The 14682-nt window shown below is 70.1% G+C and carries 15 protein-coding genes; 5 read left to right on the forward strand and 10 right to left on the reverse strand.

Annotated features, from left to right (window positions below; genetic code table 11):
- Nucleotides 1-12 precede the first annotated feature (12 nt).
- The 8 genes from ACFCQI_RS03360 to ACFCQI_RS03395 form a co-directional block, all read right to left on the reverse strand.
- Nucleotides 13-1320 carry a DUF58 domain-containing protein gene (locus ACFCQI_RS03360; protein WP_395119969.1) on the reverse strand — a complete coding sequence of 436 codons (1308 nt, stop codon included), beginning with the start codon at nucleotides 1318-1320 and terminating at the stop codon, nucleotides 13-15.
- Nucleotides 1320-2318, reverse strand: a complete 999-nt coding sequence (locus ACFCQI_RS03365) for an AAA family ATPase (RefSeq protein ID WP_395119970.1) — start codon at nucleotides 2316-2318, stop codon at nucleotides 1320-1322. The genes ACFCQI_RS03360 and ACFCQI_RS03365 overlap by 1 nt, the downstream gene beginning before the upstream one ends.
- Nucleotides 2315-3430, reverse strand: coding sequence for a DUF4350 domain-containing protein (locus ACFCQI_RS03370; protein WP_395119971.1), 1116 nt, complete (start codon nucleotides 3428-3430; stop codon nucleotides 2315-2317). The genes ACFCQI_RS03365 and ACFCQI_RS03370 overlap by 4 nt, the downstream gene beginning before the upstream one ends.
- Nucleotides 3427-4959 carry a DUF4129 domain-containing protein gene (locus tag ACFCQI_RS03375; RefSeq protein WP_395119972.1) on the reverse strand — a complete coding sequence of 511 codons (1533 nt, stop codon included), beginning with the start codon at nucleotides 4957-4959 and terminating at the stop codon, nucleotides 3427-3429. Before ACFCQI_RS03375 ends, ACFCQI_RS03370 begins: the two co-directional genes overlap by 4 nt.
- On the reverse strand, nucleotides 4949-5926 hold the full coding sequence (locus tag ACFCQI_RS03380; RefSeq protein ID WP_395119973.1) for a stage II sporulation protein M: 978 nt from the start codon (nucleotides 5924-5926) through the stop codon (nucleotides 4949-4951). The genes ACFCQI_RS03375 and ACFCQI_RS03380 overlap by 11 nt, the downstream gene beginning before the upstream one ends.
- On the reverse strand, nucleotides 5923-6603 hold the full coding sequence (locus ACFCQI_RS03385; RefSeq protein WP_395119974.1) for an RDD family protein: 681 nt from the start codon (nucleotides 6601-6603) through the stop codon (nucleotides 5923-5925). The genes ACFCQI_RS03380 and ACFCQI_RS03385 overlap by 4 nt, the downstream gene beginning before the upstream one ends.
- Nucleotides 6604-6616: 13 nt before the next feature.
- Entirely contained in the window at nucleotides 6617-7135 is a 519-nt protein-coding gene (locus tag ACFCQI_RS03390) for an RDD family protein (protein ID WP_395119975.1), read from the reverse strand.
- 82 nt (nucleotides 7136-7217) lie between these two features.
- Complete coding sequence (locus tag ACFCQI_RS03395) at nucleotides 7218-7685, reverse strand: SET domain-containing protein (RefSeq protein ID WP_395119976.1); 468 nt, start codon at nucleotides 7683-7685, stop codon at nucleotides 7218-7220.
- Nucleotides 7686-7863: 178 nt separating this feature from the next.
- On the opposite strand from ACFCQI_RS03395, the gene ACFCQI_RS03400 reads away from it, so the two are divergent.
- Nucleotides 7864-8355 carry a hypothetical protein gene (locus ACFCQI_RS03400; protein ID WP_395119977.1) on the forward strand — a complete coding sequence of 164 codons (492 nt, stop codon included), beginning with the start codon at nucleotides 7864-7866 and terminating at the stop codon, nucleotides 8353-8355.
- A 22-nt stretch (nucleotides 8356-8377) separates the two neighbouring features.
- A complete protein-coding gene (locus ACFCQI_RS03405; protein WP_395119978.1) occupies nucleotides 8378-10168 on the forward strand; it encodes an acyl-CoA dehydrogenase C-terminal domain-containing protein in 1791 nt (596 codons plus the stop codon).
- A 152-nt stretch (nucleotides 10169-10320) separates the two neighbouring features.
- On the opposite strand, the gene ACFCQI_RS03410 is transcribed toward ACFCQI_RS03405, so the two are convergent.
- Nucleotides 10321-10566: a hypothetical protein gene (locus tag ACFCQI_RS03410; RefSeq protein WP_395119979.1), complete on the reverse strand. Its 246-nt coding sequence runs from the start codon at nucleotides 10564-10566 to the stop codon at nucleotides 10321-10323.
- A gap of 99 nt (nucleotides 10567-10665) precedes the next feature.
- Between ACFCQI_RS03410 and ACFCQI_RS03415 the strand changes: the two genes are divergently transcribed.
- Together ACFCQI_RS03415 and ACFCQI_RS03420 are read left to right on the forward strand one after the other, a co-directional pair.
- Complete coding sequence (locus ACFCQI_RS03415; protein WP_395119980.1) at nucleotides 10666-11700, forward strand: DUF4105 domain-containing protein; 1035 nt, start codon at nucleotides 10666-10668, stop codon at nucleotides 11698-11700.
- A gap of 222 nt (nucleotides 11701-11922) precedes the next feature.
- Nucleotides 11923-12522, forward strand: a complete 600-nt coding sequence (locus ACFCQI_RS03420; RefSeq protein WP_395119981.1) for an OmpA family protein — start codon at nucleotides 11923-11925, stop codon at nucleotides 12520-12522.
- Between the two features lie 102 nt (nucleotides 12523-12624).
- Here ACFCQI_RS03420 and ACFCQI_RS03425 read toward each other — a convergent pair whose 3' ends face one another.
- Nucleotides 12625-14064 (reverse strand): RNB domain-containing ribonuclease, encoded by a 1440-nt coding sequence (locus tag ACFCQI_RS03425; RefSeq protein ID WP_395119982.1) that lies wholly within the window; start codon nucleotides 14062-14064, stop codon nucleotides 12625-12627.
- Between the two features lie 115 nt (nucleotides 14065-14179).
- On the opposite strand from ACFCQI_RS03425, the gene ACFCQI_RS03430 reads away from it, so the two are divergent.
- Entirely contained in the window at nucleotides 14180-14653 is a 474-nt protein-coding gene (locus ACFCQI_RS03430) for a GNAT family N-acetyltransferase (RefSeq protein ID WP_395119983.1), read from the forward strand.
- Nucleotides 14654-14682: the final 29 nt, after the last annotated feature.

Raw genomic sequence — 14682 nt, forward strand, 5'->3', positions numbered from 1 at the left:
CCGGGATTTCCCCTACAGCCGATTCCCCCGCTTGATCGCCAGGTAGCGCTCGATCAGCGCACCGGACAGTTCGCCGCAGCTCACATCCAGCGTGTTGATGCCTTCGCGACGCAGCGCTTCGTGGGTGCGTTCGCGATCGGCCAGATAGTGCATGGCGGCGGCGCTGCGGATGCTGCCTTCCAGTTCGTCGCCGGGGTCGGCGGCGGCGTGGTCGAGGGCCAGTTCGCGCAGGCTGACCAGCATCACCAGGTGACGCCGGGACAGCATGCTCACCGCGGCGCGCAGTTCGGCGTCGTCCTCGTCGCGCACGTTGGTGATCAGCACCACCAGCGCGCGACGTTGCTGGTGCGCCTGCAGGGCGCTGGCAGCGGCGAGGTAGTCGGTGGCCAGCGGCATCGCGTGCAGGTCGTAGCCGGCGCCGAGCAGCATGTCCATGCCGCCGCTGCCCTGTTGCGGCGGCAACCAGCGTTGCTGCTGGCCGGTGCAGGCCAGCAGGCCGACCGCATCGCCCTGGCGCAGCGCGATGCTGGCCAGTGCCAGCGAGGCGTTCAGCACGTGGTCGAAATGCACCCGGCGATCATCCTGCGCCAGCAGGCGGCGACCGCAGTCGAGCATCAGCACCACCTGCTGGTTGCGCTCGTCGCGGTACTCGCGCGAGATCAGCCGGCTGCTGCGCGCGGTGGCCTTCCAGTCGATCTTGCGCAGGCTGTCGCCGACGCGGTAGTCGCGCAGCTCCTGGAACTCGGTGCCTTCGCCGCGACGCCGTTGCAGCCGCGCGCCGACGCTGCGCGAGGCAAGTTCCACGCTCAAGCCCGCCAGCTCGACCAGCGCGGCGAAGTTCGGATACACACGCACCGTCGACGCGGCGCCGAGCACGCGGCGCACCGACCAGCAACGCCACGGCGAATGCAATTGCACGTGGCAGCCGTCGAAGGCGAACTGGCCGCGTGCGTCGGGCGTGACCGCATACTCGAGTCGCACGTCGCCGCCCGCCGGCAGCAGCAGCGTGCGCGGCATGCCGCGCACCGCCCAGCCGCCCGGATGCAGGTCGTGCAGGCGCAACTTCTGCGCGCGCCGCGTGGTGCCGCGCACGCGCAGGCCGATCCGCGCCTCCGGCCCCAGCGGCAGCACCGGCGCCAGCTCGCGCGACACCTCGGGCGACGGCATCCGGCGCAGGCGCCAACCATCGACGAGCGCCAGTAGCGCAAGCGCACCGCCGGCAGCCAGCCATGCCGCCAGCGGCAGCCAGCCGAGGCTGGCCAGCACGCCGAGCACGGTCCAGCCGAGCAGCAGCCACAGCAGCGCGGGCGCAGGCCTCATCACTGTCGCGGTGCCGGCACCTTGTGCAGCAGCGCCTTGAGCACGTCGTCGGGGCGCTGGCGTTCGAGCAGCGCCTCCGGCGCCAGCAGCAGGCGATGGCGCAAGGCCGGCAACGCCACTGCGCGCACGTCGTCCGGGGTGACGAAATCGCGGCCGTCGACCGCTGCCTGCGCGCGCGCCAGCCGCGCCAGCGCCAGGCCGCCGCGCGGACCGGCGCCGCCGATCACGCCCGGCCATTCGCGCGTGGTGCGCGCAATGCGCACCGCGTAGTCGGTGACCGCGGCATCCATGCGGATCGACGCCACCGCCCGCTGCACCGCCAGCAACTGCGCCTGGCTCAGCACCGGCTGCACCTGCGACACGTCGAGGTCGGCGGCAACCTTGCCGTCGATCACGCGCGCGACCATGCGCCGCTCGTCCTCCAGCCCCGGATAGCCGATCACCACCTTGATCAGGAAGCGGTCCAGCTGCGCCTCGGGCAGCGGGTAGGTGCCCTCCTGCTCGATCGGGTTCTGCGTGGCCACCACCATGAACGGTGCCGGCAGCGCGAAGCGACGACCCTCGATGGTCACCTGCCCCTCCTGCATCGATTCGAGCAACGCGGCCTGGGTCTTGGCCGGCGCGCGGTTGATCTCGTCGGCCAGCAGCAGGTTGGCGAATACCGGGCCGCGGCGGATCTGGAAACGTTCGGTCTTGGGGTCGTAGATCGCGTGGCCGGTGACGTCGGCCGGCATCAGGTCGGGAGTGAACTGCACGCGACCGAAGGTGCAGCCGACCGACGCGGCCAGCGCGCGCACCAGCAGCGTCTTGCCCAGCCCGGGCACGCCCTCGATCAGCACGTGGCCGGTCGCCAGCAGCGCCAGCAACACCTGATCGAACACCTCGGCCTGGCCGATGAAGGCGCGCCCGACCTGCTCGCGCAACGCGCGCACGTGGTCGCCGAGTTCGGCGGTGGAAGGCGGCGGCAAGGCCGGCGCGGCGAGCGTGTCGAGGGTCATGGACGATTCCTGAGTCGGGCCAGGGTGAGGATGGAAACGCGAAACGCCTGCGCGTTCGCCGGTGACTGGAAGGCCTGCGCGACGCGCGCGGCGTCCAGCGCGCTGCGCTCGGCCAGGCGCGCGTACAGCGCCTCGCCGTGCAGCATCGCGCAGGCCGGATCGCGGCGACGCAGGCGCGCCAGCACGGCCTGGCAGGCCAGCGCGTGCAGGCTGCGACCGCTGTCGCGGCGATAGATGAACTCGCCGGCGGCCTGCACGTGTTCAAGCAGGGCGCGGCGGTGTGCGGGCGGAGCCGGCAGCAATGGCCCGAGCCGTGCGCTGCGCATCGCCATCCACGCGGCCAGCAGCAACGCCAGCGCGAGCAGCGCGGGCCAGCCCTTGATCGCCAGGAATTGGAGGAAGGGCGGACCGTCCAGCGCGTAGACCAGGTAGATCGTGCCGCGGCCGCGATTGGGCTGCAGCAGGTTCCAGGCAAACTCCTGCGCCGCGGCCTGCTTCAGCGCGGTGTGCGCCAGCGGGGCAAAATTGGCCAGCACGCTGACCGTGCCCTGCCCCAGCGGCATGCGCGCGTAGAGATAGCCGTCCTGCGGCGTGCCGATCGCGGCATCGAGTTTCGCCACCGCGCCGGGCTGCAGCCGGAAGCGCGAACCGCACAGGGCGACGTCGTCGCGCTTGCTCGCCGTCGCGCCGTGCAGGGCCGCGCACTTGAACGAGGCGGCGCGCGAATCGAGCACGCCGAGCGCATCGAACAGCGGCGTGTGCGCCACGCTGGCCGCTCCCGGCGACAGCAGCAGGTGGCCGCCGCCGCGCACCCACGCCACCAGCCGTGCCGCATCGGCGGCATCGACGCGGCCGGCATTTTCGCCCAGCAGCACCGTGTCGCCCCGGCGCAGCGGCAATCGCGCCGCACTCAATGTGGTCAGCGACTGCGCCGGCAGCTGCAGCTCATGCAGCATCAGTTCCAGCGCGAGGAAGCGGTTGCTGCGCGCCGCGCCGTGCGGCGGGATCGTCTCGGTGACGTCCTTGCGCTCGGAGGTGGCGAAGAACCCGGCGACCAGCAGCGCCAGCGCGGCCGCGACCAGGGCGGCGATCAGCAGCGTCTTGCGGTTCATGTCGACGCCCCGGGCTGCGCCGGCCAGCCGGCGAGCAGTTGCTCGACGGTGGCGTCGTCGGGATAGCGCCCGGCGTAGGCAGCGAACTGCCAGGTGCGCACGATCTCGATCACGCGGCGGCTGCGCTGCGGATCGTCGATGGCGCGCGCCTGGCGCAGCCAGTGCGCCTCGGTCGCATCCGCTGCGGGCGGCTGCCGCAGCTCGCGCGCGGTCTGCTCGACGCAGCCGCGATAGAGCAGCGCCAGTGCCTCGCGCCGGCGCTGTGCCTGCCACAGCGCGCGTGCCGCGCCGGCCAGGTCGGCGGGCAACGCGGCTGGCGCGTCGACGATCGACGATATCGGCGGCGACAGCGCCGGCGCGACCTCCTCATCCCGCACCAGCCAGCGCCCGCGCCAGCGCCAGCCCAGCCAGATCAGGCCGCCGAGCACGCCGATCAGCAGCAGCCACAACAGCAGCTGGAAGAACCCGCCCAGCAAGTGTCCGAGCCAGGGGAACAGCGGATTGATCGACGTCGCGGCCGGTTCCGGCTTGTACTTGAGCTGCCAGCGCCGCACCGTGTGTTCGCCGCCGAAGCGCGGGTCGCGATAAGCCCGCGCGGCCGCTTGCGCCAAGCCCGGCTCGGGTGCCTCCGCGCGCGCGCCGAACAACGCGTCCAGCGACACGCTGGCCGGCTTGTCGACCGCCGCGGTGTGCACCTCGGCCGTCGCCTGCGCCCGCGCGCCAGGTGTCCATGCGCCGAAGCACAGCAACGCAACCGCCAGCAGCGCGGTGCCCTGCAGCCGCGCGCGCAGGCGCCGGAAGGCCAGGTCGATGTCCCACGCCTCCAGTTGCGTGCGCCGGTTGAGATACAGCGCAAAGCCGCAGGCGACGTAGAGCGGTTCGATCACGCTCATCGCCAGATAGGCCACGCCGGCGCCGGCCAGCACCCACGCAGTGGGGATCACCTGCGTGTCGCCGCGCACCAGCTCGATCAGCGATTGCGGCCGCCATTCGTGCGGGATCAGCAGCAGCGCAAACAACCACACGCTGAGGAACAGCACCAGCTCGAACAGCAGGCAGAAATAGGTGAGCAGGCTGGTTTCCCCCACCAGGCGCCGACGCAGCACTTTCCAGCGTGCCGAACGCTGCGCCCGCGTGCTGCCTTCGAGCAGATCGAGCGGCAGGCGCAGCGCGCGGTTGCTGTCGATGCGCAACCAGGTCAGCGCCGCCAGCGTCCGTCGCCACGGCCAGCGCGCCTGGCCGCGCAGGGTCTGGCGCCAGCCCGGCGCCTGATCGAACACCGCCCGCGACAACACGTACAGCGGCAGCCGATCGAACAGCGGCTTCAGCCACCACATCAGCCCCCAGCCCAGCCACGGCCAGCCGAGCGCGACACCGAGCCCGTTGCACAATACGAACAGCGGCAGGGTGAAGGCGAACCACGCCGACCAGACCGGCCGCGCATGCGCGCGCAACATCGCCGCGCCGAGATCCAGCGCCTCGCGCGTCACCCTGGGCCGCAACACCACGCCGATGCGTTCAAGCTCCATGTCGCACCGCCCTGCCGCCGCGCCACAGCCAAGCCAGCACCAGCACCCACAGCACGCCGGCCACGCCGAAGCGCAGCGGATCGGGCAGGCTGGCGATGGAGGACCAGTACGCCTCGATGAACGCCGCCACCAGCAGCATCGCGAATGCGCCCAGCGCCAGTTGCGCGCCGACCCAGCCGGCCGCGACCAGCGCCGGTCCGCGGCGCTGCCGGCCCGGCGCCAGCAAGGTCAGGCCCAGATGCAGGCCGGCGCCACCGGCGATCACCAGCGCGGTGAGCTCGAACGGCGAATGCCCCGCCACAAAGCGCCAGAACGGGCCGCCGTAGCCGATCGCGGTGAGATGGCCGGCGATGCCGCCGATCAGCACGCCGTTGGCGCCCAGCACGTAGACCGCGCCGACGCCGAACACCAGCCCCGAGGCGAACGTGCGAAACGCGATGCCGACGTTGTTCATCACGTAGAAGCCGAACATCTGCAGATCGGTGCCGCTGCTGCGGCCGATGTGCGGATTGGCCGGGTCGTACATCTTCTCGAACTGCGCCAGCTGGGCGCTGCTGAACAGCGTGTGCGCCAGCTCCGGGCGCAGTTGCAGCAGCACCAGCAGGCACAGCGCCGGCACGTAGAACAGCACCGCCGCCAGCGCCATGCAGCGCCACTGCGCGCGCACCAGCCGCGGGAAACCGGCCAGCAGAAACATCGCCACCCGATGCCAGCGCGGCGGCGGCGGCCGGTACAGCACGCGGTGGCCATGCTGCACGAGTTGCTGCAGCCGGTCGGTCACCTCGTGGCTGTAGCCGCGGCCGCGGGCCAGCGCCAGGTGGTGGCAGACGCGCCGGTATTCGGCGGGGAAATCCAGCGCCTGCTCCTGCCGCAGCGTGCGTCGCGGCTGGCGGTCCAGCGCATGCAACCAGGATTGCAGGCGATCCCAGGTCTTGCCGTGCAAGGCCACGAAGCGTTCCTGTTTCATGCGCGCCCCAGCAGCCAGTTCACGTGCGCCACCAGTTGCCGGATTGCCGCGGTGTCGCGCAGGCCGGTCAGCGGGGTCAGCAGGTTGGCCAGTTCCTCCTGGCGCTGCACGGTGAGCTGGCCGGCGCGCTCGGCATAGTCGACCAGCGCGGCCTGTTCGTCGGCGGACAAGGCCAGCGGCAGCGGCAGCGCGGACACCGCCGGTACCTGCTGGCCAGGCGGCAGTTCGCGCGCATGCACCACCATGGTGCCGGCCACGATGTCGCCGAGCCGGCGCGCGTGCGGATCGACCAGGGTGCTGACCAGGCCCACGCCATAGACGCCGGGCAGGATGTCCACCACGCGCAGCAGGTTGCGCACCACCGACGGCAGCCAGGTCACCGGCGTGCCGTCGGCATGCACCACGCGCAGGCCGAGCGCGCGCTTGCCCGGCGTCTGGCCGTCCATCCAGACCTCGCAGACCACCCCATACGCCCACATCAGCGCGAACAGCAGCAGCATCGCCAGGCCGTTGCCGGCCACGCCGAAGATCGACAGCGGGATCATCGCCACCAAGAAGAAGACACCGCGCAACAGCAGGTCGAGCACCCACGCCTGCGCCCGCGGCAACGCTCCGGCGGCGCGCAGGCGCAGCGAGATGCCTTCGGCGGTCTCGATCTCGCGGACGGTATCGATCATCGAGTGCCGATCATCAGGCGTCGACGACGATGGTATCGGCGATCAGGTCGTGCAGGCAGCGGCGCTCGTTGCCGAAGATCAGCAGCGGATCGATCAGCGTCGCCAGCCGGCCGATGTAGGGAATCACGCCGAGCAGCGCCACCGGCAGCACGCGGATGAAGAGGTAACGCAACAGGCCCATGCGGCTGCCATCGGTACGCACGATGGCGATGTCCAGCATGCGCTTGCCGATGGTCTGGCCACTCCGATGCAGCATGACGCAGTTGACCACGAAGATCGCCACCAGCAGGGCGAAACCCAGCAGCAGCACGCCGATCATCGGCGCGGCCGGCTTGATCCCCTTGCCGACGCCGACTGCCATCATGGCGCCCCACAACACCGGGAGGGCCCAGACCAGGTTGATCACCCCGTCGAGCAGCGCCGCCGCCAGGCGCTTGCCGCGGCTGGCCTTGCGTTCCTCCAGGCCCTGCGCATCCCACGCGCGCACATCGTCGACCGTTGCCTCGGGCGCGGCATAAGGATTGGCTTCCATCGCATTCCCCCGTCACTGTCCATGTTGCCGCTCCCCCCGGCCGGCAACTGCGGCGAGTATAAAAGCGTTGTCCGGAACGCGGCTACCGCTTGGGCTTGAGCAACGTGCCGGTGCATTTCGGCGCGCCGCACAGGCACTGCCACAGCTTCTTCAGCCGCGCGGTGTGCGGCACGTCAAGCACGATGCCGTAGTCGTAGGTGAGCTCATCGCCGGGCTTGATGTGGCGGATCGCCTCGATCTTCACCTTGTCCCGGCGCGGGTCGCCGCTGGCGCTTTCCTCGACCACGGCGCGGCAGTTCGGCGCGCAGCTGTGGTTGATCCAGCGCGCGGTGTTGCCGCGCTGGTTGGCGTCGATCACGTACTTCTCGTTGAGCGTGAACAAGAAGGTATGCCCGGTTTCACCACCGTCCCCGTACAGCGCATCGGCTTCGTCCGGCGTGAGCAGCTTGCCCTTGTATTCGATGATCTCCTCGCCGCGGGCGATCGGCGCGGTGGCGAATACGCCGTTGCCGTGGATCGGCGAGCGGCGGGCAACGAAACGTCGTGACATGCTGCAGTATCCGGGCTGGAAGGCAAGCCGACGATGATGCCTGTTCGCGCGCCATCGCGAAACCCGGCGCCACCGCGATCCCCGGCGCGGGCCGCGACGACGGCCTGCCCGGTCGACTGGCGCGGACACCCCGATCGCGGTTAGAGTCAGGATTCAAACGATCGTTTGGAGAACTGCGATGCGTCCGTTGCGCTGGGTGGTTGCCCCGTTCCTGCTCGCCGTGCTGGCGTTTGGCCTGGCCGCCTGCGGCCCGGCGAAGAAAAGCGTGTTCCCGCCCACGGTGAGCATCCAGCAGTTGCAGGTGCTGTCCAACGGGCAGTGGCAGCTGAGCGTGCGCATCCAGAACAACAGCTACGCCGGGATGGACTTCCAGTCGCTGGACGGCCAGTTGCAGGTCGCCGCGCTGGCGCCGGTGCGCCTGCACGACACGTTCGAGCTGGCCATCCCGCAACTTGCCGGCGACGTGGTGCAGCTCAAGGTATGGCCCACCGCCGCGATGAGCCGCGCACTGGAGGCCATCGCCGACAAGGGCAGCGCCGCGTCACTGGCCTATTCGATCAGCGGCACCGCGACCGCCAAGCCCGAGCAGGAGAGCAAGGCGCGCGCCTTCGACTTCAGCGGCAAGGACTGGATTTCGGCCGTGCCGGGCATCGCACACACCTTCCGTTAAACCGCCTGCATCAGGAGTTCCCATGACCGCTTACAAGGCCCCCCTCGACGACCTGCGCTTCGCCCTGTTCGATGTGCTGGACGCCGAGCCGGTACTCACCTCGCTGCAGGGCGGCGAGGCGCATGGCCGCGACCTGCTCGACGCCGTGCTGGAAGAAGCCGGTCGCCTGAGCGAGCAGTTGCTCGCGCCGACCAATGCACCGGCGGACGCCGAGGGCTGCCAGTTCGACAAGGCCACCGGCAAGGTCACCACGCCGGCCTCGTTCAAGGAGGCGTTCCGGCAGTTCGCCGAAGGTGGCTGGACCGGCTTGACCAACCCCGAGCAATACGGCGGACAGGCCCTGCCCGGCGTGCTCGGCACCGCTACCACGGAGATTTTCCAGTCCGGCAACCTCGCCTGGAGCCTGTACCCGCTGTTGTCCGAAGGCGCCACGCATGCGCTGCAACAACACGGCGAGGAATGGCAGCGCGAGCTGTACATGAAGCCGATCGTGGCCGGCCGCTGGACCGGCACGATGTGCCTGACCGAACCGCAGGCGGGCTCCGACCTGGGCCTGCTGAAGACGCGCGCGGTACCGGGCGAGGCCGACGCCAACGGCCGGCCGACCTGGAAGCTCAGCGGCACCAAGATCTTCATCAGCGCCGGCGAGCACGACCTCACCGAGAACATCGTGCACCTCGTGCTGGCGCGCCTGCCTGATGCACCGGAAGGTAGCCGCGGCATCTCGATGTTCATCGTGCCCAAGTTCAAGCTCGACGCGGACGGCAAGCCGGGCGAACGCAACAGCGTCGCGGCCGGAGCGATCGAGCACAAGATGGGCATCCACGCCTGCTCCACCTGCGTGATGAACTTCGACGGCGCCGAGGGCTACCTGATCGGCAAGCCGCACAAGGGCCTGATGGCGATGTTCACCATGATGAATGCGGCGCGGCTGTCGGTCGGCGTGCAGGGACTGGCCCTGGCCGAGCGCGCGTTGCAGAACAGCCTCAACTACGCGCGCGAACGGCTGCAGTCGCGCTCGCTGTCCGGGGCGAAATTCCCCGACAAGCCGGCCGACAACCTGCTGGTGCAACCGGACGTGCGGCGCATGCTGCTGACCCAGCGCGCCTTTGTCGAAGGCTCGCGTGCGCTGGTGCTGTACACCGCGCTGCAGACGGACATCGAGCATCGCGCCACGGACGAGGCGGCGCGCCAGAAGGCCGGCGAACTGGTCGCCTTCCTGATCCCGATCGCCAAGGGCATGGTCACCGAGCTGGCGCAGGAGTGCACCAAGGAGGCGCTGCAGATCTACGGCGGCCACGGCTACATCGCCGAGAACGGCATGGAACAGTTCGTGCGCGACGCCCGCATCATCACCTTGTACGAGGGCACCACCGGCATCCAGGCCGCCGACCTGCTCGGCCGCAAGATCCTCCAGCTGCAAGGCGTGGGCTTCAAGCATTTCCTGGAGGAGATCAGCGCGTTCTGCCAGCAGCATGCCGACACCGAATCGCTGAAGGCGTTCATCGGCCCGCTCGCCGTGGCCACGCGAAACTGGAGCGATCTCACCGTGGCACTGGCCCAGCGCATCCAGGGTAACCCCGAGGAACTGGGCGCGGCGGCCACCGATTACCTGTACTACTCCGGCTACGTGACCCTGGCCTACCTGTGGGCGCGCAGCGTGCTGGCGGCAGGGAATGGTACGCAGTCGGCCGCGTTCAAGCAGGCCAAGCGCGACACCGCGGCGTTCTACTTCAGCCGTCTGCTGCCCCGCACGCTCGCCCACCAGGCGGCAATCGAGGCCGGCGTGGCCAGCGTGCCGGCGATCGGCTGAGCCGCAGGCACCCCCGCACGAAAGAGCCCGGCGATGCCGGGCTCTTTCGTATTCGGGGCAGTCATGGACCGAAGTCCGGCCATGTGCGGCACGTCACATGTCCCGGCGGGTCAACTTTTGCTCAAAAGTGGCAATGGCGGCCGGGCAGGTGTTCAACTGGCGCAGCTTTCACGGAAGGTCTCGCCGCTCAGGCGCAGGTACTGCTGGACCATGGCGTCGTGGATCGGCGCGCACTGGATCAGCTCGCGGGCCAGCGCCTCCTGCGCCTCGGCCACGCCGGAGCGGGCGGCCCGTGCGGGAACGGTGGGAACGGCCCGAACGATCCGCGGCGCCGGCACATCGGCCTGTTGGCGTTCGACGTCGAGCAGATGGGAGATGTCATAGGCGATGTCGTTCATGCCCGAGGTAATGCAACAGGCTTGCCAACTCACCGCCCGCCCGGCATCGGTTTCGGGCCGCGCGTTGTTTTCCGGCCGGGGAATCGGCACGCTGGAGGAATGGATCGCGGCAGCATCGGCGGGATGATGGACAAGCTCGGCATGATCGGTCGCGTGGCCATCGTGATGGTGATGACGCCGATCGTGTTCTGTTCCGGCGCGTGGGCCGCGCTGGCGCTGTGGTATCGGCTGCCCGGCGGCCGCGCCGGGCGCGCGCTGGGCAGTGCGCTCTGGGTGATCGCGACCGGCGTGCTGTACGCCTGCGCGATCGGCGGGCGCAGCTGGCTGCCGCTGGTCGTCCATGCCGCGCTGTACGCGATGGTCCTGCTGTGGTGGGTCGCGATCAGGCCCTCCGGCGCGCGCGACTGGCGCGACGACGTTGCCCGCACGCTGACCGGCAGCGTGCACGGCGATCGCGTGGTGCTCGACAACGTGCGCCACTTCGCCTGGCGCAGCGACAACGATTACGACATCCGCTGGGAGCGCCACGAGTACGACCTGGCGCAACTGGCCAGCGCCGATGCGGTGCTGTCGCACTGGGGCAGCCGGGCGATCGCCCACGCCATGATCTCGTTCGGTTTCGACGACGGCCGCCACCTGGTGTTCTCGGTGGAGGTGCGCAAGAGCCGCGACCAGGAGTATTCCTCGGTGGGCGGCTTCTTCAAGCAGTTCGAGACGATCCTGGTCGGCGCCGAGGAAGACGACATCATTCGCGTGCGCACCAACGTGCGCGACGAGGACGTCTATCTGTATCCGCTGCAGATCGAACCGGCCACGCTGCGCGCGCTGCTGCTCTCCTACGTGCATGCGGCCAACCGGCTGGCCGCGCGGCCGGCGTTCTACAACACCTTCACCTCCAACTGCACCACCCTCGTCCATCGCATGGCGCGGCAGATCGATCCGGGCCTGCCATGGGACATGCGCCTGCTGCTGACCGGCTATCTGCCGGAGTATCTGCAAGGCATCGGCGCCCTCGATCGTCGCGTGCCGATCGGAACACTGCGCGAGCGCGCACGCATCAGCGAACGCGCCCGTGCGGCACCGGCCGGCGCCGATTTCTCGCGCGCGGTGCGCACCGTCACCGCACGCGACTGATGCGCGCGAGCCGTTCGCGTCACGACGTCGACGCGAGCCGCGCAACGCAACCCGACCTGAACGGCGCGACGCGGAATGTGCCGCTTTTACGCGTCCTTGCCGCCTCGATGGGTTAGGTTCCGGGAGGACAGCGATGGCGGCACCGTTTCGTTCGTCCTGCAGGCGCGCCGCTGTCATCAGCGCCTGCGTGCACCCCCACCCCGTACAAACCAGGAGACCCGGATGAACACGAGGATCACTCGCGTGGCCGCATTGACGGCGGGATTGCTCACCATCGGCCTGGCCGGCTGCTCGCAGTACGTCAAGCAATCCGATTTCAACACGGCCATCCAGCAGCTGCAGCAGAAGCAGACCGACCAGCAGCAGCAGATCGATGCCATCAAGCAGCAGATGCAATCGCAGTTTGCCAAGTACGACAGCCAGATCACCGCGATGCAGGGCCGCGTCAGCATCGACACGGTGGCGCACTTCGCGTTCAACAGCGCCACCCTGAGCGAGCAGGACAAGCCTGCGCTGCAGGACTTTGCCGCGACCATCGGCAAGTACCACCCCGGCGTGCTGATCACGGTGGAAGGCTTTGCCGACCCGGCCGGTTCGCGTGCCTACAACAAGAAGCTCGGCATGCAGCGCGCCGATGCGGTGCGCGATTTCCTGATCAGCAGCGGCCTGTCCGCCGATCAGGTACGTGCGGTCAGCTACGGTGAAGACAGCAACCGCCAGGTCGCCAAGGGCGCCACGCACGACCAGGGCCGCGACAACCGCCGCGTCTCGCTCACCGTCGATGCCACCGGCGCCGGTGCGGTCGCCACGACGGCCCCGTAAGCGGCGCCCGTCGATGGCCAGCAGCGCGGGTGGCCGGCACGGCCGCGCTGCTGGCGTGGTGTCCCCCCCCGGCATGCCTCGGCGCCGTCCCTCAGCGGCGTGTCAGCCTGCCAGCTCGAAACGCGTCACGCGCCGCACCGGGTCGGCCTCGACCAGGCTCACCCGGACGTCGGCGCCGAGCGTGAGGTTGCCGCTGCCGGAAACGCCGGCCTCCACCGCCGGGTTGCGCACGATCACCGTGCCCTTGGCCGGATCGCCGCGGGCGACCTCGACGATCGCACCATCGAAAACCTCGCCCACCCGCGGCGCCAGCGCGGCGGCTTCGGCCAGGTTCAACACGGCGCTTTCGTACTGGCCCGCGCGATGGCCGGAAGCCTGCATGGTGTCCGGCAGGCCGGGCAAGGCGGCCAGTGCCCACGCCGGCACCGGCTGCTTCGCGCACAGCGCCAGGCAGACCTCGCCGGTATAGCGATCGACCAGCCGGCGCAGCGGCGCGGTGGCATGGGTGTACTGCGCGGCCAGCGCCGAATGCATCGGCTGCGCGGGCAGCGCGCCGTCGAACGCCGCGTAGCCGGCCCCGCGCAGCACCGTGGTGCAGGCGGTCAGCATGGCCACGTGCACGTCGTTGGACGGGTCCAGCGAACGGATGAAGCCGGGATAGTCCAGCCCGGACGGCCAGGCGATGCCGAGCACCCGCGCGGTGACGCGCAGCCGCGCGATGGCGTGCGGGTCGGGCGGCGGCAGCGTGCGCAACAGGCCCACTTTCGCCTGCACCATCAATTGCGCCGCGGCCATGCCGACCAGCAGCGAGATCTGCTCGTTCCAGTTCTCGATCGGCAAGCGCGCGCGGAACGCCAGCGTCCAGCGGCCGTCGACCACGTCGATCTCCTGTTCCGGCAGGGGCAGGCTCACGCCGCCGCGCGCGCGCTCGCACTGCTCGCGCAACTCGCCGATCCGGCGCAGCACCGCCCACATCGGATCGTCGCTGCCGGCGTCGATGGCCTGCTGCACGCCGGCATAGTCGAGCTGGGCGCGGCTGCGCACGCGCGCCCGGCGCACGTCGATGGCGGCGATGCGGCCGGCAGGGTCCAGGTCCACCGTCCACAACAGCGCCGGGCGCACCTGATCGGGCAACAGCGAGGCGGCATCTTCGGACAACACTTTCGGGTGCAGCGGGATCTTCGAATCCGCGCCGTACAGCGTCTCGCCGCGCCGATGCGCCTCCAGGTCCACCGGGTCGCCGGCCTGCACGAAGGCGGCGACGTCGGCGATGGCGTAATGCACGCGCCAGCCGTCGCCCTGCGCCTGCACGTGCATGGCCTGGTCGAGGTCGCGCGCGCCCGGCGGGTCGATGGTGACCAGCGGCAGCTCGGTGCGGTCCAGCGCCGGCAGGCGCGGGTTCGCCGCGGCGGCCGCGGCGGCGGCTTCGACTTCGGCCGGAAACGCGGCGGGCAGGTCCAACTGTTGCCGGATCTCGTCCATGCCCTGCGCAAGCACGGCACTGCCCGCGGGCTGCAGGCGGATGCGTCGCGTCGTGGTCATGGTTCCTCCGTTGATGGCTGCCGGCCGTACGCGAATATACATGCCGCCTCCGGTGGGCTTTCGTCCACGCCGGGGGCGGTGTAGAAAGCCGTCAGGCCCACCGACCCGATCGCCCATGAACGACTCGCCCCTGCTGATCCGCCTGGCTGCCGACGACGACGATTTCATCCTTGCGCTGGTGCCACGCTTCGCCGACTTCGCGCTGCCGGCGTGGCGTCGCCGCCACGAATGCGTCGAAGGCATCCGCCGGGACCTGCTGCACCATCTGGAGGACCAGCCGGCGAACAGCTTCCTGTTCGTGGCCGAGAATGGCGACGGCGAGCGGGTGGGTTTCATCCACCTGCAGCGCACCGCCGATTTTTTCAGCGGCCGCAGCAACTGCCACATCTCCGATCTCGCGGTGGCGCCGCAGCACGAAGGCAACGGCGTCGGCAAGGCCTTGCTGGCGCACGCCGAGCAGTGGGCGCGCGAGCACCAGTGCCAGCTGGTGACGCTGGCGGTGTTCCCCGGCAATGAGCGCGCCCGCGCGCTGTACGAGGCCAGCGGCTACGCGACCGACCTGATCAAGCTGGCCAAGCCGGTGCGTTGAAGGCGCGCAAACGAACAAGCCGCCCGCAG

The organism is Rhodanobacter sp. FW102-FHT14D06 (genome assembly GCF_043950705.1).
Taxonomy (GTDB): Bacteria; Pseudomonadota; Gammaproteobacteria; order Xanthomonadales; family Rhodanobacteraceae; genus Rhodanobacter.